Source organism: Nocardioides ginsengisoli (assembly GCF_039537225.1).
Taxonomy (GTDB): domain Bacteria; phylum Actinomycetota; class Actinomycetes; order Propionibacteriales; family Nocardioidaceae; genus Nocardioides; species Nocardioides ginsengisoli.
In genome coordinates, this window is the sequence record NZ_BAABAC010000005.1 from 57,841 (window position 1) to 76,493 (window position 18,653).

Below are 18,653 nucleotides of genomic sequence, written 5' to 3' on the forward strand. Positions count from 1 at the left end.
TCAGGCGAGGCGCTCGAGGATCATCGCCATGCCCTGGCCGCCGCCGACGCACATGGTGATCAGGCCGGTGGACTTGTCGTGCCACTCCAGCGAGTTCAGCATCGTGTTCTGCAGGCGGGCGCCGGTCATGCCGAACGGGTGGCCGACGGCGATGGCGCCGCCGTTGACGTTCAGCTTCTCAATCGGGATGCCGAGGTCCTCGGCGGAGGGCAGGACCTGCGCGGCGAACGCCTCGTTGATCTCGGCGAGGTCGATGTCGTCGATGGTCATGCCGGCGTACTTGAGGGCGTTGCGGGTCGCCTCGACCGGGCCGAGGCCCATGATCTCGGGGGAGAGGCCGGAGACGCCGGTCGACACGATCCGGGCGAGCGGGGTGAGGCCGAGCTCGCGGGCCTTGGTGTCGGACATGATCACGACGGCGGCGGCGCCGTCGTTGAGCGGGCAGCAGTTGCCGGCGGTGACGACGCCGTCGGGGCGGAAGACCGGCTGCAGCTGGGAGATCGCGTCGTAGGTGACGCCCGCGCGCGGGCCGTCGTCGGCCGAGACGACGGTGCCGTCGGCGAGGGTGACCGGGGTGATCTCGCGGGCCCAGAAGCCGTCGGCGATCGCCTTCTCGGCGAGGTTCTGCGAGCGGACGCCGAAGTGGTCGAGGTCCTCGCGCTTGAGGCCGCGCAGCCGGGCGATGTTCTCGGCCGTCTGGCCCATCGCGATGTAGATGTCGGGCAGCAGCCCGTCCTCGCGCGGGTCGTGCCAGTCCTTGCCGCCCTGGGCGTAGTCCTCGGTCCGCGCCTGGGCGTCGGCGAACAGCGGGTTCTTGGTGTTCGGGATGTGGTCGGACGTGCCGAACTGGAAGCGCGACACGGTCTCGACGCCGGCCGAGATGAAGACGTCGCCCTCGCCGGCCTTGATCGCGTGGAAGGCCATCCGCGAGGTCTGCACGGACGACGAGCAGTAGCGGGTGATCGTCGCGCCGGGGATCTCGTAGCCCATCAGCGTGGTGACGATCCGCGCCATGTTGTTGCCGGCCTCGCCGCCGGGCAGGCCGCAGCCGAGGAGGAGGTCGTCGACGTCGTTCGGGTCGAGCGCGGGGATCTTGTCCAGCGCCGCCTGGGCGATGAACGCGGTGAGGTCGTCGGGACGGAAGTCCTTGAGCGATCCCTTGTTGGCGCGCCCGATCGGGGTGCGGGCGGCAGAGACGATGACGGCCTCGGGCATGGAGACTCCTCGGAATCCGGTCGATGCGGGGGACAGGCGGAACCCGCACAGCGTAGTGCGGCCGGACTAGAACAGGTTGCAGTGGTGGCGGATGCCACAGTGCGGTCCCTGCATGCGGATCCCCGGCCCGCGCGACGCCGCTCCCGTGGAAGCATGCAGGCGTGCGGCATCGCTACGACTGCCCCCTGCGCTGGGGTGACATCGACCAGCTCAACCACGTCAACAACGTGAAGTACGTCGACTACCTCCAGGAGGCGCGCGGCGCGCTGCTCCACGCCTGCCGCGAGGCCGCCGGCGTCGAGGCCCACCACGGCGACGCGTACGTCGTCGTCCGGCACGAGGTCACCTTCAAGGCGCCGTTGCGGTTCCGGTTCCAGTCGGTCGCGATCGAGTCGTGGGTGAGCGAGATCCGCCCGGCGAGCTTCACCCTCGACCACGAGATCTTCCACGAGGACGCCGACGGCGCCCGCACCGTCTACCTTCGCGCCCGCACCGTGCTGGCGCCCTTCGTCCTCGCCACCGGTACCCCGCGGCGGATGGTCGAGCTGGAGCGCCAGGCCCTCGCGCCGTACGCCGAGCTGGGCGAGCGCTCGCGCCCCGTGCACGTCACGGTGCCCCGCGACCGCGCCGCGCACTACCCGATCCAGGTCCGCTTCTCCGACCTCGACATCTACCGCCACGTCAACAACGTCAAGTACTTCGAGTACTTCCAGGAGGCGCGCATCGCCGGCATCCGCCGCCTCCAGCACGGACTCGTCGGCCAGCCGCGGCTGGCGAGCGTGATCGCCCAGGCCGACGTCGAGTACGTCGCCCCGATCCACCTGCGTCCGCAGACCTACGACTGCTGGTCCGTCGTGTCCGAGATCGGCGAGCGCTCGATGACCATCGAGTCCGAGATCACGGACGGCACCAACCGCTCCTCGCAGGGCACGGTGCTGGCCCGCTCGAAGGTGGTCCTGGTGTTCTTCGACGTCGACACCCAGCGCTCGGCGGTGCCGCCGCCCGGCTTCCTGGAGGCACTGACCGACGCGCTCGGCCCGATGGTCACCGCCACCCGCTGACCCCGCCCAGGCCCGGGCGGCGGGTCACCAGCCCGGCGGCAGCGACGTGAAGTCCGGCGCCCGGCCTTCGGCGAAGGCGGCGAGCGCCTCCAGGTTGGCCGGCCCGCCCATCAGCTCGGCGAAGGCGGCGTTCTCGCGGTCGCGCGCGGCCCGGATCGCGTCCCGGTGCGGCTCGGTCATGGTCCGCTTCACCGCGACCAGCGACGAGATCGGGCGCGCGGCCAGGATCTCGGCGTGCCGGCGCGCGGTCGGCAGCAGCTCGTCCGGCGTGCACACCGCGCGGACCAGGCCCATCCGGTGCGCCTCCTCGGCGCTGATCCACTCGGCGGAGAGCAGCGCCCAGGCGGCGTTCTGACGCCCTACCAGCGCCGGGAAGAGGTACGACGACGCTGCCTCCGGCGCCACGCCGAGCGAGGTGAACGGGCACTTGAGCCGCGCCTCGGTCGAGATGAACCCCAGGTCGGCGAAGCCGAGGATCGTCGCGCCGATCCCGAGGCCGAGCCCGTTGACCGCCACGACCAGCGGCTTGGGGAAGTCGACGAGCGCGTCGATCAGACCGGTGAACCCGTGCTGTCCGCGGACGAAGTCCGGGTCGGTCGCCATCCGGTGCATCTCGAGCAGGTCGGTGCCGGCGCTGAACGCGCGTCCCGCGCCGGTCAGCAGGACGACGGCGACCGCGGGGTCCACGGCCGCGGCGAGGAGCGCCTCGGCCGTGGCGTCGTACAGCTCCTCGTTGAAGGCGTTGAGCGCCTCGGGGCGGTCCAGGGTCAGGGTGCGGACCCGGCTGTCGTCGGCGACCTGCAGCGTCATGCGCCCAGCGTAGTAGAACGCGTTCTAATCGTCGCGCGGCGGACGGTCGGCGTCGAGGAGGTTGCGCAGCCGCTTGAGGCCGCGGTGCCGGGCGACCCGGACCGCGACGGCGGTCATCCCGAGCGCGGCGGCGGTGCCGCTGATGTCGAGGTCGAGGACCTCGGTGCAGGCGATGACGTCGCGCTCGCGCGGCGGGAGCGCGGCCAGCGCCTCGTGGACCCACTCCTCGGCGATCAGCCGGTGCTCGGGCCCGGGCAGGACGAGCGTCGCGTCGGCGCCGAGCGTCTCGAGTCCCTTGGTGCGGGTGGTGGTGCGCCGGTAGGCGTTCGACGCGTGGTTGCGGGCGATGCCGAACAGCCAGCCGCCGAAGTCGGAGGAGGTGCCGGAGAAGTCCGCCACCCGCTCCGCGGCCACCAGCCAGGCGGCGGCCGCCAGGTCCTCGGGCGCCTCGCTGCCCGGGACGGCGCGTGCCTCCAGCCACAGCAGCAGGCGACCCGCGTGCGCCCGGTACAGCTCGCGCCATGCGGTCGAGTCACCGCGCTTGGCCGCGGTGACGAGCTCGTCGTCGGCTCGCACCAGACGTGTCCCACCCCTACTGGCCCCGGTCCGAGGCTCCTCCCGGACTGAGGGCCTCGTCGCGTATGCCGGCTCGGAGGAGCGAGAGGTCGAGACTACCGTCACTGACCGATCAGGCCGCGGTTCCCGCGCTGCTCGCCGCTGCCGGCCGGGTCGGTCCGGTCGCCCTGGTCGACCTGGTCGCCCTGGTCGCCCTGATCGGTCCGGTCGCCGTCGCCGTTGCGGCGGTCCTGTGCTCCGCCGTCGTGGTGGCCCTTGGCCTCTCTCTTGCCGTGGCCCTTGCCGTGGCCTTGGCCGTGGCCCTGGCCGTAGCCCTTGCCGAGGTCCTTCGCGTGGCCCTTGGCCTTGCCCGGCGGGGTGCCCTGCGGGCCCTTGCCGCGGCCGGGCTGGTCGGACCGGCCGGCCGGGTCGCTCGCGTGCTCGGACGCGGAGGAGGGGGAGCCCGGCAGCCCCGGGGACAGGGGGCTGCCGGGCGAGGTGGCTACGTCGGAGTGTGGGGTTCCGACGTCTCCGGGACTCGGCGGACCGGAGGGCTCCTGCTGGGTGGGGGCATCGGCGGGGGAGTATGGGGTCTCTCCGCCGGTGGGAACGCCCGCCGCCCAGGTCGCGGCCGCGATCGCCGCGACAGCGGCCGTCGCGAGCACAGCACGGAGTCCAGCCGACCGAGCCGATCGGTGGACGGCCGGGTACGAGGAGGCGCTCAGGTGGGTGAGCATGCCGAGGAACGCGGGGTCGGGCTCGAGCGTCGGCGCTTCGACGCGGAGCCGGTCGATCCGGCGGTCGTGGGTCATGTCGTACCTTGCGTCTGCTCGTCCGGCCTGCCGGCGTCCGAGAGGACACCGCCTACATCGACAACATGTCGGCAGCAGCAGGAAGTGTTACGCCTCGCCAGAAAAGATCTCGCGAGGGCTCTCGGCGACCATCGTGCCGCGCAGTCGCTTGAGCGCCCGGTGGTGCGCGACCCGTACGGCGACCGCGCCGATGCCGAGCGCCGCGGCGGTCGTCGGCACGTCCATGTCGAGCACCTCGCGGCAGGTGACGACGTCGCGCTCGCGCTCGGGGAGGGTGGCGAGGAGTCGGCGCGCCCAGTCGCCGCCACTGGTGACCGGCTCGGGCCCGAGGTCGACGCCGACGCCGACCGGCTCGAGCGCCACCTGCTCGCGGCGGGCGGCGCGGCGGCGGGCGTTGGCGAGGTGGTTGCGCGCGATGCCGAACAGCCAACCGGCGAACTCGTCGCGGTCGCCGGTGAAGCCGGCGATCTTCTCGGCGGCGACCAGCCAGGCCGCCGCGGCGATGTCCTCGGGGGCCTCGTCGCCGGTGCCGCGGGCCTGGAGCCAGACCAGCAGACGGGTGGCGTGCGCCCGGTAGAGCTCACGCCATGCCTCAGCGTCGCCGTGCTTCGCAGCGGCGACGACGTCGTCGTCCGTGGTCACTGGGCCCGGGCCACCTGCGCTTCCTGCGGCCGGGGGGAGCGGCGGTCGCCGCTGTCGCTGTCGTGGTCCTGAGCGTGGTCCTGAGCGCGGTCCTGAGCGTCGCCCTGAGAGTCCTGACCCTGGTCGTCATCGCCCGGAGCTCCGGGGACGGCGGGCGTGCCGGCGATGACGTTGCGCTGGGTGTCGGCGTCGGGATGCACGGTCGGCAGGCCCGGGGGCAGGAGCGGGACCCCCGGAACGTGATCGAGTCCCGACGGCGGAGGTGCCGTCGGGACTTGTGGAAGGACAGTGCTCCCGGGGACGTCCGGGAGCGAGGGGAGATCGGTCGGCAGACCGCCGATCGGAGGCGGCGAGCCCGAGCCCGGCGCCTTCGGCGTGGACGGGGATCCGGTCGCTCCGCGCGTCGGCGAGTCGGACGGCGTCGGCGGGTCGTCACCCGCCGAGGACGATGGGGACTGTTCCTCGGCGGGTGACGCTGGCTCATCGGGGTGTGGGGTCCCGACGCCGCCAGGTGAAGGGTCGGCCGGCTGGTGCGTCACATGCTCCTCGGGGCGAAACGGAGAATCCGTTCCGGGCAGGGCGCCCGCAGCCCACGACGTCGCTCCGACGGCGATCGCACCCCCCAGCACAATCGCCAGCCGCGCACCAGCCGACCGACCCGGTCGCGTAGCAGGGGCCACTGAGCCACGGCTCAGCTCCACCAGCTGCGCGAGCAGTACCGGATCGGGATCCGCGGGGCGCAGATCCGCCCTCAGCGTCTCGATCCAATCCGGTCGGGTCATCTTCTTCTCTCAACTGCTTCCAGCCCGGTGACCAGGAGGCCTCAGGGCCGCCGGGCGAGAGGTCGGGGGAGACCTCTCGTGCAATACCTGTCACGGACGGGTGCGGCCGTTACATGGGTGCCGAGAAAAGTTTTCGGCGGTGCTGGGAGGAGTCTGGCACCGCGGGGCGCTCAGCCGGGGGTGTTCACCATGAACGTCGCCGCGTGCGTGACGTACTCCCAGAACCGCTGGTCCTGCTCCGGCGTCAGCTCGACGCTGTCGAGGCCGGCGCGGAAGTGGGTGAGCCACCGGTCGCGGGCGGCGGTGTCGACCTCGAAGGGCGCGTGCCGCATCCGCAGCCGCGGGTGCCCGCGGTGCTCGGAGTAGGTCGTGGGGCCGCCCCAGTACTGCACCAGGAAGTGCAGGAACCGGTCCTCGGCGGGACCGAGGTCGGCCTCGGGGTACATCGGCCGCAGCACCTCGTCGGCGGCCACGCCCTCGTAGAACCTCGCCACGATCCGGCGGAAGGTCTCGAACCCGCCGATCTCGTCGTAGAAGCTCGTCTCGTCGCTCACGACGCCATCATCCCTCGCCGCCGGAGGCGGCGGGACCGGCGGGGCCCGCCGGGGAGGTGGGGCCGACCGGGGCGCCGTCGGGATCGCCCTCGGGACGCCGGTCCTCGCGGTGCCAGACCACGCGCTGGGCGAACGGGATCTCGATCCCCTCGTGGTCGAAGCGCGCCTTGATCCGCTGGCGCAGCGCGCGGGCGACCGCCCACTGCTCGAGCGGCGCGGTCTTGACCATCACCCGGATCGTGATCGCGTCGGGGGTGAGCGTCTCGACGCCGGTGACCTCGGGCTCCTCGATGATCACGTGGTTGAAGTCGTCGTCCTCCCACAGGTCGTGGGCGACCTCGCGCAGCACACGCTGCACGCGGGCCAGGTCCTCGCGGTAGCCGACGCTCACGTCGACGACCGCGCGCGACCAGTTCTGGCTCTTGTTGCCGACCCGCAGGATCTCGCCGTTGGGGACGTACCAGACGGTGCCGTTGACGTCGCGCAGCCGCGTCATGCGCAGGGTCACCGCCTCGACGGTGCCGTTGGCGTCGCCCACGTCGACGACGTCGCCCACGCCGTACTGGTCCTCGATGAAGATGAAGATGCCGGCCAGGAAGTCCTTGACCAGTGACTGGGCGCCGAAGCCGAGCGCGATGCCGAGGATGCCGGCGCTGGCGATGATCGGCGCGATGTTGATGCCGAGCTCGCTCAGCACCATGGTGCCGCCGATCGCGACGACGATGAACGTGATGATGCTCTTCAGGACGCCGGCCATGGTCGCCGCGCGCTGCTTGCGACGGGCCTGGACGGCGTTCTCGACGCGCTCGGGAAGCACGCCGCGCTCGGCACGGCGGGCGATCCGGTCGACGAGTCGGTGCAGCAGCCAGGCGGCGACGACGGCGAGCAGGATGACGCCGAGAATGGCCAGCGGCTTGCCGATCAGGACGTCGGACCAGGCGGACAGCCGGCGGTTGCCGGTCAGGTCCCAGGTCAGATCGCAGACGTTCTCGCCGGTCTTGCAGGGGCTCTCCGGGGCTGCGGATGGCAGGGTGGTCAGCAGAGGGAGGGCAGGCATCCGCCCAGTGTCCCAAAGGGGCCTGACGCCGTTGGGCAGACCTCCCCGGCAGCCGGGAGTCGGAGCCGATAGTCTCCTCCCTGTGACCAGCAACGCCGTACGTCGTCTCCTCGCCGTGCTCTCCCTCGCCGGGGCGAGCGCCCTGCTCGTCCTCGCCAGCGCGGGCTCGGCCTCGGCCGACACGCCCGAGCCGCGCCCGGGCAGCTGGGAGCCCAAGCCGGACATCGACGTCCTCCACGCCTTCCTGGTGCTGGGCGGCATCCCGCTGCTCGTGCTCGTGGTCATCACGCTGCTTTTCGTCGCCCCGGCCCTGGCCCGTGGCGAGGACCTCAGCCCCAACGCGCTCGAGCCCGAGAACCAGTGGCTCGGCGGCCCGCGCAAGGCGGCCGGTGAGCTGGCCGCTCCCGACTCCGAGGACTCCAAGGCCGGCGGCGCCGGCGGCAGCTGGTAGGCGCCCGCCATGAGCACCGTCTCCCTCAGCGCCGCCGAGCAGGCGGCCCTCGACGTCACCATCCGCAACGCCGAGCAGCTGTGCCGGGCCGAGATCTCGGTCTTCGTCGGCTCCGCCAACGGCAACCCGCGCGACTTCGCCACGAGCCTGCACAACACGCTCGTGCTGCCCGCGCGCAGCATCCTGATCATGGTCGACCCCGACCGTCGAGTCGTCGAGATCGTCACCGGCGGCCACACCCGCGAGCGGCTCACTGACGAGGAGTCGGCCCAGGCCGTCGCCGCGATGACCGAGCGCTTCGCCGCGGGCGAGCTGGCCGAGGGTCTGACCCGCGGCATCGAGCTGCTCGGCGAGCTCGCCAAAGACTGACCCGGCGCAAACTAGCCTCTCAAATGCGCTGACCCGGCAGAAACTAGCTCCCAAAACGCGCCGACCCGGCGCAAACTAGCCTCTCAAATGCGCTGACCCGGCAGAAACTTTCTGCCGGGTCAGCGCGATTTGCAAGCCAGTTTCTGCCGGGTCGGCGCGTTTTGCGAGCTCGTTTCTGCCGGGTCAGCGGCGGGCGTCGGTCGCCTGGGCGGCGATCGCGCGGGCCACGTCGGCGCGACCCTCGCGGACGTAGCGGACCGCGCCCGGGTTGACCGTGTCGGCGTGGGCGGCCAGCCAGGCGTCGACGGCCGCGAGCGTGTCCGGGGTGGCGATGAGCCGCGGGAAGATGTGCTCGAGGGCGGTGGCGGCCTTGTGGGCGCCGAGCCGCTCCCAGGTGCCGGCGACCTCGGCGAGGTACGTCGCGACGTACGGCGCGAGCAGCTCCTCCTGGCCCGGCTGCCAGAACGCGAGCACCACGCTGCGCTGCGTCTCGTTGGGCACCGACGGGTCGAGCAGGGCCTGGGTCCAGGCGCGCTCCTTGGCCTCGGCGGTGGGCTGCGCGGCCCGCGCGGCGGCGGACTTCTCCTGGCCGGAGATGGTGTTGTCGCCGGCCAGCTCGCCGTCGATGCGGGCGTCGTCGGCGCGGCCGACGCGGGCCAGGTGGGTGAGCAGCGCCCAGCGCAGGTCCTGGTCGACCGCGAGTCCCTCGAAGGTCAGCGAGCCGTCGAGCAGCGCCTCGAGCTCGGCCACGGCGGCCTCGCTCGACGCCGCGGCCGCGTAGGTGCGGGCGAAGGTGAGCTGGTGGTCGGTGCCGGGCACGGCGGCGGCGAGCAGCTCGCGCAGACCCTGCTCCCAGCGGGCGGCCAGCGCGGGGCGGTGGGCCGGGTCGCTGTAGAGGTTGACGGCCTGGGCGGCGTAGACCGGGATCCGGCTGACGCCCCAGGCGTCGGTCTCCTGGCCGATATTGCCGAGCACCAGCTCGACGAAGTCGGTGGCGGCGAGCTCGGCGTCGCGGGTCATGTCCCAGGCGGCACTCCAGACGAGTGCGCGGGCCAGCGAGTCGTCGAGGTCGGAGAGCCGGGCGATGGCCGTGGCCTGCGAGCGCTCGTCGAGGCGGATCTTGGCGAAGGCCAGGTCCTGGTCGTTGAGCAGCAGCAGCTCGGGCTGGGTCTTGCCGACCAGCTCGGCGAGCTCGGTGCGGGCGCCCTCGACGTCGACCTCGACGTAGTCGGTGCGGACCAGGCGGCCCTCGACGCTGTTGTAGAAGCCGATGCCGACCCGGTGGCGGCGCAGGGTCGGATGGTCGGCCGGCGCGGTCTGGTTGATCGCGAAGGACGCGTAGGCGCCGTCGGCGTCGAGCTCGAAGGCGGGGGAGAGGGTGTTGGTGCCGGCGGTCTGCAGCCACTCCTGGGCCCAGCCGGTCAGCTCGCGACCCGACGCCTTCTCCAGCGCGGTGAGCAGGTCGGCGAACTCGGTGTTGCCGAACGCGTGGTCGTGGAAGTACTGCTTCAGCCCGGCCAGGAAGGGGTCGAGGCCGACCCAGGCGACGAGCTGCTTGAGCACCGCCGCGCCCTTGGCGTAGGTGATCATGTCGAAGTTGACCTCGACCGCGTGCAGGTCGACGTTGTCGGCCGCGATCGGGTGCGTCGAGGGCAGCGAGTCGGCGCGGTAGCCGGTCTGCTTGCGGGCGTTGGTGAAACCGGTCCATGCGTCGTCGTAGGACGTCGCGAGCGCCTCGGCGTGGTAGCAGGCCCACTCGGCGAAGGACTCGTTGAGCCAGAGGTCGTCCCACCACTTCATGGTCACCAGGTCGCCGAACCACATGTGCGCCATCTCGTGCAGGATCACCGAGGCGCGGAACTCGTAGAACGAGCGCGGCTGGCGGGAGCGGGGGAGGTACTCGTCGCGCAGGGTCACCGCGCCGGCGTTCTCCATCGCGCCCATGTTGTACTCCGGCACGTAGAGCTGGTCGTACTTGCCGAACGGGTAGGGGTAGCCGAAGGCCTCCTCGAAGAAGGCGAAGCCCTGCCGGGTGAGGGTGACGATCTCGTCGCGGTCGCGCTCGAGGTAGTCCTTGAGCGACTGGCGGCTGTAGTGGCCGAGCGGGATCGTGCCGTGGGGACCCTCGTAGACGTCCTGCACCTCGTAGTAGTCGCCGGCGACGATCGCGGTGATGTACGTCGACATCGGCTTGGTCGCCGGGAACGCCCACAGCGCGGTGTCCGCGCCCACCGGGGTCGGCTCGGGCGTGGCGGCGTTGGAGACGACCTTCCAGTGCGCGGGGGCGGTCACGTTGAACGTGAACGGCGCCTTGAGGTCGGGCTGCTCGAAGGTGGTGAACACCCGGCGCGCGTCGGGGACCTCGAACTGCGAGTAGAGGTAGACCCGGCCGTCGGCCGGGTCGACGAAGTGGTGCAGCCCCTCGCCGGTGTGGGAGTAGGTGCAGTCGGCCTTGACGACGAGCACGTTGTCGGCCTGCAGGTCGGGCAGCGCGATCCGGCTGTCGACGTACGCCGTGGCGGGGTCGAGCGGGGTGCCGTTGAGGGTGATCTCGTGGATCGTCGCGTCGACCAGGTCGGCGAAGGTGGCCGAGCCCGGCTGGCGGCAGGTGAAGCTCAGCGTGGTGGTGGACCCGAAGGTCTCCACGCCCTCCTGCGTCGCGCGGGACAGGTCGAGGTCGATGACATAGGACGTCACGTCGACGAGGGCGGCGCGGGTAGCCGCCTCGTCGCGGGTGAGGTTGGTGCCGGGCATGGCACTCATCCTTGCATTCGGGGGAAGTTGTCAGACAACCGGCGGCGACCTCGCCGCAAAGGGTGCGAATTACAAGTATGTAATTCGCTCAGGTCAACGCGACACGCCGGTGACACGCGAGAAAAGTGGTGTTTTTGTTGCGTTCTGGGGCGGTTGTGCCCGATGGTGTTCGCCATGCGCAACCGGGGGCCGAACGGCGTCGTCGTCCTGCGCTGGGGAGCCGGAGCGCTCGCCAGCGCTCTCGTGGGGACCCTTCTGGTGCTCATCGGCGCGCCGGGCGCCCAGTTGACCCACGTCGAGCCGCGCGCTGCGACGACGTACCTGTGCACGGGCTATGCCGACTGCGTCCAGAAGGGCTACTCCGACGCCGGGTACGGCGCGGCGAACTCGAAGATGTACTGGAACATGTACTCCGGTCACAACTGCACCAACTACGTCGCCTACCGGATGATCAAGGCCGGCATGCCCAACGTCCGGCCGTGGGTCGGCGGCGGCAACGCCAGCGAGTGGGGCAAGTTCATGTCCGCCATCACCGACCAGACGCCGAACGTCGGCGCGGTCGCCTGGTATGGGCGCTACTCCAACGGCAGCGGCTCGGCCGGCCACGTGGCCTACGTCGAGCGGGTCGTCTCCGCGACCGAGATCGTGATCTCCGAGGACAGCTGGGGCGGCACCTTCCACTGGCGCACGATCACCAAGGCGAGCGGCCGCTGGCCCACCGGCTTCATCCACTTCGTCGACAAGACGATCACCCCGACCGTCGCGCCCGTCGTCACCGGCACCGCGCGGGTCGGCGCCAGCCTCTCCGCGACGCCCGGCAGCTGGGCCGGCGGGCCGACGGCCTACGCCTACCAGTGGCTCGCCGACGGTACGGCGATCACCGGGGCCACCGCCGCGACGTACGCCCCGACGGCCGCGGTCGTCGGCAAGAAGCTCACCGTACGCGTCACGGCCAGCAAGAAGGGCTCGACCAGCGGGGTCAAGGACTCGCTCGCGACCCCGGCGGTCGCGGAGGGCATCTTCGCCCAGCGTGCGGCGCCGCAGGTGACCGGCACGGTCCTGCTCGACAACGTGCTCACCGCGACGGCCGGCGCCTGGACGCCCAACCCGAGCTCGACCGTGTGGCGCTGGTTCGCCGATGGCGTGCGCGTCCCCAACAACACGACCGCGCGGCTGCCGCTCTCCGCGGCGCTGGTCGGCAAGACCATCTCGGTCAAGGTCGTCGCCAAGCAGGCGGGCTACGCCAGCTATGTCTCCGCGGCCTACCCGGTCGGGAAGGTCCTCGCCGGCGTCATCAAGCCGACGACGCCCGCAGCCGTCACCGGTACGCCGACGCTGGGCGGCACGCTGACGGTGACCCCGCCGGTGCTGACCCCGGCGGACTCCGCGGTGACCTACCGGTGGCTGCGCGACGGGGTGCCGATCGACGGCGCGACCGCGACGTCGTACGTGCTGACGACGCTCGACGTCGGTCACCACATCGGCGTCGACCTGACCGCGACCCGGGCGCAGTACCTGCCCTACACGGCGGCCACGCCGGTCACCGCTCCGGTGACCTCGCCGGCCATCATCCGGCTGCAGACGAGCACGAAGCCGGGCCGGGCGATCGTCCGGATCCGGGTGCTCGCCCGCGGTGTGACCGCGGTGCCGGGCAAGGCGCTGATCAAGATCGGGCGCTGGAGCGACACGGTCCGCCTCGACGCGAACGGCGTGGCGCGGGTCGTCGTCCGGATGTCGCCCGGGGTGAAGGCCGTGCGGGTGCGCTATCTCGGCTCGACGATCGTGCCGACCCAGCGCGTGACCGGCACCGTCCGCGTCCGCTGAGCCCGGCCGGGGAATGTCGGCGCCCTGTGGCAGCGTTTGAGGAACTATGACCGAGACTGCGCCGAACCGTGCCGACATCTGGATCGACCCGCTCTGCCCGTTCGCCTGGATCACCTCCCGCTGGCTGCTCGAGGCCGCCGAGGTGCGGAAGATCGACATCTCCTGGCACGTGATGAGCCTGGCCTACCTCAACAAGGACCGGGACATCCCGGCCGCCTACCGTGAGCTGCTCGCGCCGGCGTGGGGCCCCGTGCGCGTGCTCATCGCCGCGCAGGAGCAGTACGGCGACAAGGTCATCCTCCCGATGTACAACGCCTTCGGTGAGCGGATCCACCACCAGGGCCGCCGGCTCCACGAGCAGCCCGACGCCGGGCTCGCGCTCATCGCCGAGGTGCTCGACGAGTGCGGCCTCGACGCCTCGCTCATCGAGGCCGCCGGCGACGCGTCGTACGACGAGGCCGTGGCGCGCTCGCACCACGAGGGCATGGACGCCGTCGGCGACGAGGTCGGCACCCCGACCATCCACGTCAACGGCACCGCCTTCTTCGGCCCGGTGCTGACCAAGATCCCGCGCGGCGAGGATGCGGGGAAGCTGTGGGACGGCACCGTCGCGGTCGCGTCGTTCCCGTACTTCTTCGAGCTCAAGCGGAGCCGGACGGGCGATCTCGACTTCAGCTGAGGCTGCTGCTGCAGGAATCCCCGCTTCAGCGGGGATTCCTGCGCTTCCTGACGGTTGCAACGGTCAGGAAGCGCCAGGAAAGGGCGCTCCGTGTGACGCATGGGGCTGATGTGACTTCTCTCCCGCAATCCGCGACACGCGGAGGAGAGGGTCGCGAACCGCGCGGCGGATGACGCATGCTCGATGGTCATGAGCTTCTCGGACTCTTCCCTGCGTCGCCGTGACCTGGCGAGCCTCGCGGCCGCCGTCGCCGCGGTCCCCGTCGTCGCCCTCGCCCCCGAACCCGCCTCCGCCGCCTCGGCCAACGCCCCGTCCAACGCCCGATCCGCCAACCGGTCCGCCAACCGGTCTGCCAACCGATCCGCCAACCGGTCCGCGACCCGCGTCCGGCTCGCCGGCGACGATGACGACGCGCTCGTCTCGTCGGCCGCCGTGCCGCTCGCGATGGGCGCTCCCGGCGGCTCCGCGCGGCGGCCGGCGACGGTGCAAACCGCCGCGCTCGACACCGACCGGTTCTCGATGCTCGGGGTGACCTGGCAGGACGGGGAGGCCGCGGTTCGGGTGCGGGTACGACGCGCCGGCGGCGGCTGGAGTGGCTGGCAGACGCTGCCCGCGCTGCGCGACCGGCCGGACCCGCGGACGCCGGAAGGCGCCGCGACGCCGTACGCGACCGAGCCGGTGTGGGTCGGGCCGAGCGACGGAGTCCAGGTCGAGCTGTCGGGCACGAGCACCGAACCGGTGCTCACTTTGATCGACCCGGGCCGGACGGCCGCCGACAGCGTCGTGGCGCCGGCCGCGGTACCGGAGGAGGAGGAGGAGGAGGAGGAGGCGACCGTCCGTGGCCGCACCGTGCGTCGTCCGAAGCGGAAGCCGCCGCGGCGGATCCCGGCGTTCTACACCCGCCACCAGTGGGGCGCCAACGCGAAGTGGGCGACCGGCGAGCCGCAGCAGGCGCACTCGATCAAGCAGGTCCACGTGCACCACACCGTGTCGGCCAACGACTACCGGCCGGCCGACGTCCCGGCGATGCTGCGCGGCATCTACCGCTATCACACCAAGTCGCTCGGCTGGTCCGACGTCGGCTACAACTTCTTCGTCGACCGCTTCGGCCGGATCTGGGCCGGTCGCCGCCGGCCCAAGCGCGAGACCATCGGCGCCCACACGCTCGGCTTCAACCATGTCTCGGTCGGCATCGCGGTGCTCGGCAACTTCCAGACCGCCACGTCCACCGACCCCGTCGTCAAGGCCATCGCGCGGGTGGCGGCGTGGAAGCTCGCGAAGTTCCACCGCAACCCGCTCGGGACGATCAAGGTGCGCTCGCACGGCAGCGACAAGTTCGGCCGCGGCCGGGTCGTCGTGCTGCCCGTCATCGACGGTCACCGCGACACCAACGACACCGCATGCCCCGGTGACAACCTCTATGCCGCGCTGCCCGCGATCCGCACCCGGACCGCGCGCCGGATCCGCCGCTTCAACACCTGACTGCAAACAATAGGATCGGGCGCATGACGCATGTCCTCTCCGCCGTCGCCTGGCCCTACGCCAACGGTCCCCGCCACATCGGCCACGTGGCCGGATTCGGCGTGCCGTCCGACGTGTTCAGCCGCTACCAGCGGATGGCGGGCAACGACGTCCTCATGGTCTCCGGGTCCGACGAGCACGGCACGCCCATCCTCATCGCCGCCGACGAGGCCGGGATGACGCCGCAGGAGCTGGCCGACAAGAACCACCGGCTCATCGTCGAGGACCTGGTCGGCCTGGGCATCAGCTACGACCTCTACACCCGCACCACCACGCGCAACCACCACGCGGTGGTGCAGGAGATGTTCCTCGGCGTCTACGAGAACGGCTACTTCGTCGAGCAGACGACCTACGGCGCCATCTCGCCGTCGACCGGGCGCACCCTGCCGGACCGCTACATCGAGGGCACCTGCCCGATCTGCGGCTACGACGGCGCCCGCGGCGACCAGTGCGACAACTGCGGCAACCAGCTCGACCCGCACGACCTGATCAACCCGCGCTCCAAGATCAACGGCGAGACGCCGGAGTTCATCGAGACCCAGCACTTCTTCCTCGACCTGCCGGCGCTCGCCGAAGCGCTCCAGGCGTGGCTCGACGAGCGCGAGGGGACCGGGCTGTGGCGGCCCAATGTCATCCGGTTCTCCAAGAACATCCTCAAGGAGATCCGCCCGCGCGCGATGACGCGCGACATCGACTGGGGCATCGCCGTCCCGCTCGACGGCTGGCGCGAGAACCCGACGAAGAAGCTCTACGTCTGGTTCGACGCGGTCATCGGCTACCTCTCGGCGTCGATCGAGTGGGCTCGTCGCAGCGGCGACCCCGACGCCTGGCGCGCGTGGTGGAACGACCCGGCCGCCCTGTCCTACTACTTCATGGGCAAGGACAACATCACCTTCCACTCGCAGATCTGGCCGGCCGAGCTGCTCGCCTACGCGGGCAAGGGCGACAAGGGCGGCAAGCCCCGTGAGTACGGCGAGCTGAACCTCCCCACCGAGGTCGTCTCGAGCGAGTTCCTCACCATGGAGGGCAAGAAGTTCTCCTCGTCGAAGAAGATCGTGATCTACGTCCACGACCTGCTCTCGCGCTACCAGCCCGACGCCTTCCGCTACTTCGTCGCGGCGGCCGGGCCGGAGAGCCAGGACTCCGACTTCACGTGGGCCGAGTTCGTCCGCCGTACCAACGACGAGCTGGTGGCCGGCTGGGGCAACCTGGTCAACCGCACCGCCAACCTGATCGCCAAGAACTTCGGCGAGATCCCGGCGGCCGGCCCGCTCGCCGCCGAGGACGAGGCCGTGCTGAGCGCGGTCGAGGAGGCGTTCGGCGTCGTCGGCGACCTGATCGGCAAGCACCGCCAGAAGCAGGCCATCGGCGAGGCGATGCGCGCGGTCGCCGACGTCAACAAGTACGTCTCCGACTCTGAGCCGTGGAAGATCAAGGACGACCCCGAGCGGCTGGCCACGATCCTGCACGTGATGGCGCAGTGCGTCGCCGACCTCAACGTGATACTCAGCCCCTTCCTGCCGTTCTCGGCCAACGAGGTCGACAAGGCGCTGGGCGGTGTGGGCGACGTGGCGCCGATGCCGCGGATCGAGGAGGCCACCGATCTCGACGACCCGAGCCGCGCCTACCCGATCATCACCGGCGACTACGCCGGCTTCCCGACCTGGGGCCGTCACCCGATCGAGGTCGGTCGGGCGGTCGCCAAGCCGAGCCCGGTGTTCGTCAAGCTCGACACGGCGATCATCGACGAGGAGCTCGACCGGCTGGACGCCTGAGGCGGGCTGACGAGGTGACGCCGCTGGTCGATCTCGGGACCCGGCGGTTCTGGCGCGCCGTCGGCCGCGAGGTCGACCTCGCCGGCGAGCACTCCTGGCTGCGCGCGCCGACGAGCAGCTCGTCGGTCGTCCGCGACGGCTGGCTCGACGCCGAGGCCGAGCGGTACGGCGGCTCGGTCGACGCTCCGACGCCGGGCGCCGGCCTGCTCGCCTCGATGGCCGCGCTCGACGGACCCGGCTTCGCCGCGGCCGACCTGCAGCCACAGGTCCGCGACTTCTACGAGCACACGGCCGACTGGCACATCGAGGTCTGGAGCGGCTGGGCGCCCTGGGCGTGGCCCGGCGGCGAGCTGGTGTCGCGCCTGTTCGGCAAGCGGGTCGAGCAGCTGGCGCTGCCGATGCGGCCGCTCGACGTGGCGCAGGGGATGGACAGCCGGGTGTCGGTCATCCGCGACGGCGCCGGCGCGCAGGTCGGCGCCGGCTGGCTGCGCACCCTGCGTGCGACCGGGGAGTACGTCTTCAGCGGCTGCTACTCGGCGCGGCGACTGCCGGGCGCCGTACGGCCGTCGGTGCACGTGGCATTCCCGCTCGAGTCGGGCAACGTCCAGGTCTTCCTGCGTCCGGAGGTGCTGCCCGACGGCTCCTTCCGGCTGGTCTCGCCCGCGGGCCCGTTCGGCGCCGACGGCGCCTATGTCGTCGTCGAGGACGGCGGCCGCACCTTCGCCTCGCGCGCGCCGGTGCACGAGACCTTCCATGTGTACGTCGACGACCACGGCGTCCTGCGCACCGACCACGCCCTGCGGATGTGGGGCGCGACCGCGCTGCGGCTGCACTACAAGCTCGAGAAATCAGGTTGAGCCGGGGCCGGGGCGGCGGCGACGATCAGGCATGAGCGCGTACGACGTCTGGCTGACTGAGGATCCCGACGAGTTCCTGTCGGTGGCGGGGGAGCACCTCGCGGCGAGTCCGGTGACGGCGACGGTCGTGACGACGATCGCTCACCGGGTGCGCGAGACCGGCCGCGGCGACCTGCCCTACTGCTGGTTCGGCGTCGTGCGCGACCAGGCCGGCGAGATCGCGGGCGTGGCGATGCGGACGGCGCCCTTCGCGCCGTACCCGGTCTACCTGCTGGCGATGCCAGACGCCGCCGCCGAGGCGCTGGCCGCGGTGCTCGTGGGGCGGGGCGAGGAGGTCGGTGGCGCGAGCGGGCAGCGGCCCGCGTGCGATGTCTTCGCGGCCGCCGTCGCCGCGGCCGGCGGTGGGACGGTCGAGGTGGAGATGCACCACCGGCTGTTCGAGCTCGGCACGCTGGTCGACCCGCGGCCGGTGCCCGGTCGGCTGCGGGCGGTCCGGGCGGACGAGACGGAGCTGGCGCTGGAGTGGGTCCACCGGTTCTTCGACGACGCCGACGAGCAGGCCGGGCGCGAGGCCGGCCACGCGGGCGAGGCGGCGGCGTTCGGGATGGACCAGATCGAGCGCAAGCTCGGCGAGGGCGTGCTCTGGTTCTGGGTCGACGACGCCGACCGGCCGGTGCACCTGACCGGCGCCAACCCGCCGGCGTACGGCGTGGTGCGGATCGGCCCGGTCTACACGCCCAAGGAAGAGCGCGGCCGCGGCTGGGCCGGCGCCGCCGTCGCCGAGGTCTCGCGCCGGCTGCGCGCCGCGGGGCATCGGGTCATCCTGTTCACCGACCAGGCCAACCCGACGTCCAATGCGCTCTACCAGGCGCTCGGCTACGAGCCGGTGACCGACGCCGTCATGCTCCGCATCCCGCCCGCCCCCTAGGGTGCGG

General features: G+C 71.8%; 17 protein-coding genes. 9 read left to right on the plus strand and 8 right to left on the minus strand.

Annotated elements, in window-relative coordinates; translation table 11 throughout:
• Window positions 1-1,215: an acetyl-CoA C-acetyltransferase gene (locus AB4880_RS01955; RefSeq protein ID WP_367917514.1), complete on the minus strand. Its 1,215-nt coding sequence runs from the start codon at window positions 1,213-1,215 to the stop codon at window positions 1-3.
• Between the two features lie 161 nt (window positions 1,216-1,376).
• Between AB4880_RS01955 and AB4880_RS01960 the strand changes: the two genes are divergently transcribed.
• Window positions 1,377-2,276 carry an acyl-CoA thioesterase gene (locus AB4880_RS01960; RefSeq protein WP_367917515.1) on the plus strand — a complete coding sequence of 300 codons (900 nt, stop codon included), beginning with the start codon at window positions 1,377-1,379 and terminating at the stop codon, window positions 2,274-2,276.
• Window positions 2,277-2,300: 24 nt separating this feature from the next.
• Here the strand turns inward: AB4880_RS01960 and AB4880_RS01965 are convergent, their stop codons facing one another.
• From AB4880_RS01965 to AB4880_RS01990, 6 genes are all read right to left on the minus strand, one after another.
• Entirely contained in the window at window positions 2,301-3,086 is a 786-nt protein-coding gene (locus AB4880_RS01965) for an enoyl-CoA hydratase/isomerase family protein (RefSeq protein ID WP_367917516.1), read from the minus strand.
• A 24-nt stretch (window positions 3,087-3,110) separates the two neighbouring features.
• A complete protein-coding gene (locus tag AB4880_RS01970) occupies window positions 3,111-3,662 on the minus strand; it encodes an RNA polymerase sigma factor (protein WP_367917517.1) in 552 nt (183 codons plus the stop codon).
• A gap of 101 nt (window positions 3,663-3,763) precedes the next feature.
• Window positions 3,764-4,453 carry a hypothetical protein gene (locus AB4880_RS01975; RefSeq protein WP_367917518.1) on the minus strand — a complete coding sequence of 230 codons (690 nt, stop codon included), beginning with the start codon at window positions 4,451-4,453 and terminating at the stop codon, window positions 3,764-3,766.
• Window positions 4,454-4,540: 87 nt separating this feature from the next.
• Window positions 4,541-5,095: an RNA polymerase sigma factor gene (locus AB4880_RS01980; RefSeq protein ID WP_367917519.1), complete on the minus strand. Its 555-nt coding sequence runs from the start codon at window positions 5,093-5,095 to the stop codon at window positions 4,541-4,543.
• Window positions 5,096-6,047: 952 nt separating this feature from the next.
• Window positions 6,048-6,431, minus strand: a complete 384-nt coding sequence (locus AB4880_RS01985) for a globin (protein ID WP_367917520.1) — start codon at window positions 6,429-6,431, stop codon at window positions 6,048-6,050.
• 7 nt (window positions 6,432-6,438) lie between these two features.
• Complete coding sequence (locus AB4880_RS01990; protein WP_367917521.1) at window positions 6,439-7,488, minus strand: mechanosensitive ion channel family protein; 1,050 nt, start codon at window positions 7,486-7,488, stop codon at window positions 6,439-6,441.
• A gap of 82 nt (window positions 7,489-7,570) precedes the next feature.
• On the opposite strand from AB4880_RS01990, the gene AB4880_RS01995 reads away from it, so the two are divergent.
• Together AB4880_RS01995 and AB4880_RS02000 are read left to right on the plus strand one after the other, a co-directional pair.
• The gene (locus AB4880_RS01995; protein ID WP_367917522.1) at window positions 7,571-7,939 is read left to right on the plus strand and encodes a hypothetical protein; all 369 of its coding nucleotides are present in this window, start codon (window positions 7,571-7,573) and stop codon (window positions 7,937-7,939) included.
• 9 nt (window positions 7,940-7,948) lie between these two features.
• Window positions 7,949-8,308: a DUF5130 family protein gene (locus AB4880_RS02000; RefSeq protein ID WP_367917523.1), complete on the plus strand. Its 360-nt coding sequence runs from the start codon at window positions 7,949-7,951 to the stop codon at window positions 8,306-8,308.
• A gap of 183 nt (window positions 8,309-8,491) precedes the next feature.
• Here AB4880_RS02000 and pepN read toward each other — a convergent pair whose 3' ends face one another.
• Window positions 8,492-11,062 (minus strand): aminopeptidase N, encoded by a 2,571-nt coding sequence (pepN, locus tag AB4880_RS02005; protein WP_367917524.1) that lies wholly within the window; start codon window positions 11,060-11,062, stop codon window positions 8,492-8,494.
• A 174-nt stretch (window positions 11,063-11,236) separates the two neighbouring features.
• Between pepN and AB4880_RS02010 the strand changes: the two genes are divergently transcribed.
• From AB4880_RS02010 to AB4880_RS02035, 6 genes are all read left to right on the plus strand, one after another.
• Complete coding sequence (locus AB4880_RS02010) at window positions 11,237-12,886, plus strand: CHAP domain-containing protein (RefSeq protein WP_367917525.1); 1,650 nt, start codon at window positions 11,237-11,239, stop codon at window positions 12,884-12,886.
• A gap of 46 nt (window positions 12,887-12,932) precedes the next feature.
• Window positions 12,933-13,565, plus strand: a complete 633-nt coding sequence (locus AB4880_RS02015) for a mycothiol-dependent nitroreductase Rv2466c family protein (RefSeq protein WP_367917526.1) — start codon at window positions 12,933-12,935, stop codon at window positions 13,563-13,565.
• 189 nt (window positions 13,566-13,754) lie between these two features.
• Window positions 13,755-15,047 carry an N-acetylmuramoyl-L-alanine amidase gene (locus tag AB4880_RS02020; RefSeq protein ID WP_367917527.1) on the plus strand — a complete coding sequence of 431 codons (1,293 nt, stop codon included), beginning with the start codon at window positions 13,755-13,757 and terminating at the stop codon, window positions 15,045-15,047.
• 23 nt (window positions 15,048-15,070) lie between these two features.
• Window positions 15,071-16,861 carry a methionine--tRNA ligase gene (gene metG / locus AB4880_RS02025; RefSeq protein WP_367917528.1) on the plus strand — a complete coding sequence of 597 codons (1,791 nt, stop codon included), beginning with the start codon at window positions 15,071-15,073 and terminating at the stop codon, window positions 16,859-16,861.
• Between the two features lie 14 nt (window positions 16,862-16,875).
• Window positions 16,876-17,718, plus strand: coding sequence for a hypothetical protein (locus tag AB4880_RS02030; protein ID WP_367917529.1), 843 nt, complete (start codon window positions 16,876-16,878; stop codon window positions 17,716-17,718).
• Between the two features lie 31 nt (window positions 17,719-17,749).
• Window positions 17,750-18,646 (plus strand): GNAT family N-acetyltransferase, encoded by an 897-nt coding sequence (locus AB4880_RS02035; RefSeq protein WP_367917530.1) that lies wholly within the window; start codon window positions 17,750-17,752, stop codon window positions 18,644-18,646.
• Window positions 18,647-18,653: the final 7 nt, after the last annotated feature.

Bases quoted from the DNA above. Each gene is read 5' to 3' on its own strand.
- AB4880_RS01990 (WP_367917521.1), bottom strand. From the start codon at position 7,488: ATGCCTGCCCTCCCTCTGCTGACCACCCTGCCATCCGCAGCCCCGGAG.
- AB4880_RS02010 (WP_367917525.1), top strand. From the start codon at position 11,237: ATGCGCAACCGGGGGCCGAACGGCGTCGTCGTCCTGCGCTGGGGAGCC.
- pepN (WP_367917524.1), bottom strand. From the start codon at position 11,062: ATGCCCGGCACCAACCTCACCCGCGACGAGGCGGCTACCCGCGCCGCC.
- AB4880_RS02020 (WP_367917527.1), top strand. From the start codon at position 13,755: ATGAGCTTCTCGGACTCTTCCCTGCGTCGCCGTGACCTGGCGAGCCTC.
- AB4880_RS01975 (WP_367917518.1), bottom strand. From the start codon at position 4,453: ATGACCCACGACCGCCGGATCGACCGGCTCCGCGTCGAAGCGCCGACG.
- AB4880_RS02035 (WP_367917530.1), top strand. From the start codon at position 17,750: ATGAGCGCGTACGACGTCTGGCTGACTGAGGATCCCGACGAGTTCCTG.
- AB4880_RS02015 (WP_367917526.1), top strand. From the start codon at position 12,933: ATGACCGAGACTGCGCCGAACCGTGCCGACATCTGGATCGACCCGCTC.
- AB4880_RS01955 (WP_367917514.1), bottom strand. From the start codon at position 1,215: ATGCCCGAGGCCGTCATCGTCTCTGCCGCCCGCACCCCGATCGGGCGC.
- AB4880_RS02000 (WP_367917523.1), top strand. From the start codon at position 7,949: ATGAGCACCGTCTCCCTCAGCGCCGCCGAGCAGGCGGCCCTCGACGTC.
- AB4880_RS01965 (WP_367917516.1), bottom strand. From the start codon at position 3,086: ATGACGCTGCAGGTCGCCGACGACAGCCGGGTCCGCACCCTGACCCTG.
- metG (WP_367917528.1), top strand. From the start codon at position 15,071: ATGACGCATGTCCTCTCCGCCGTCGCCTGGCCCTACGCCAACGGTCCC.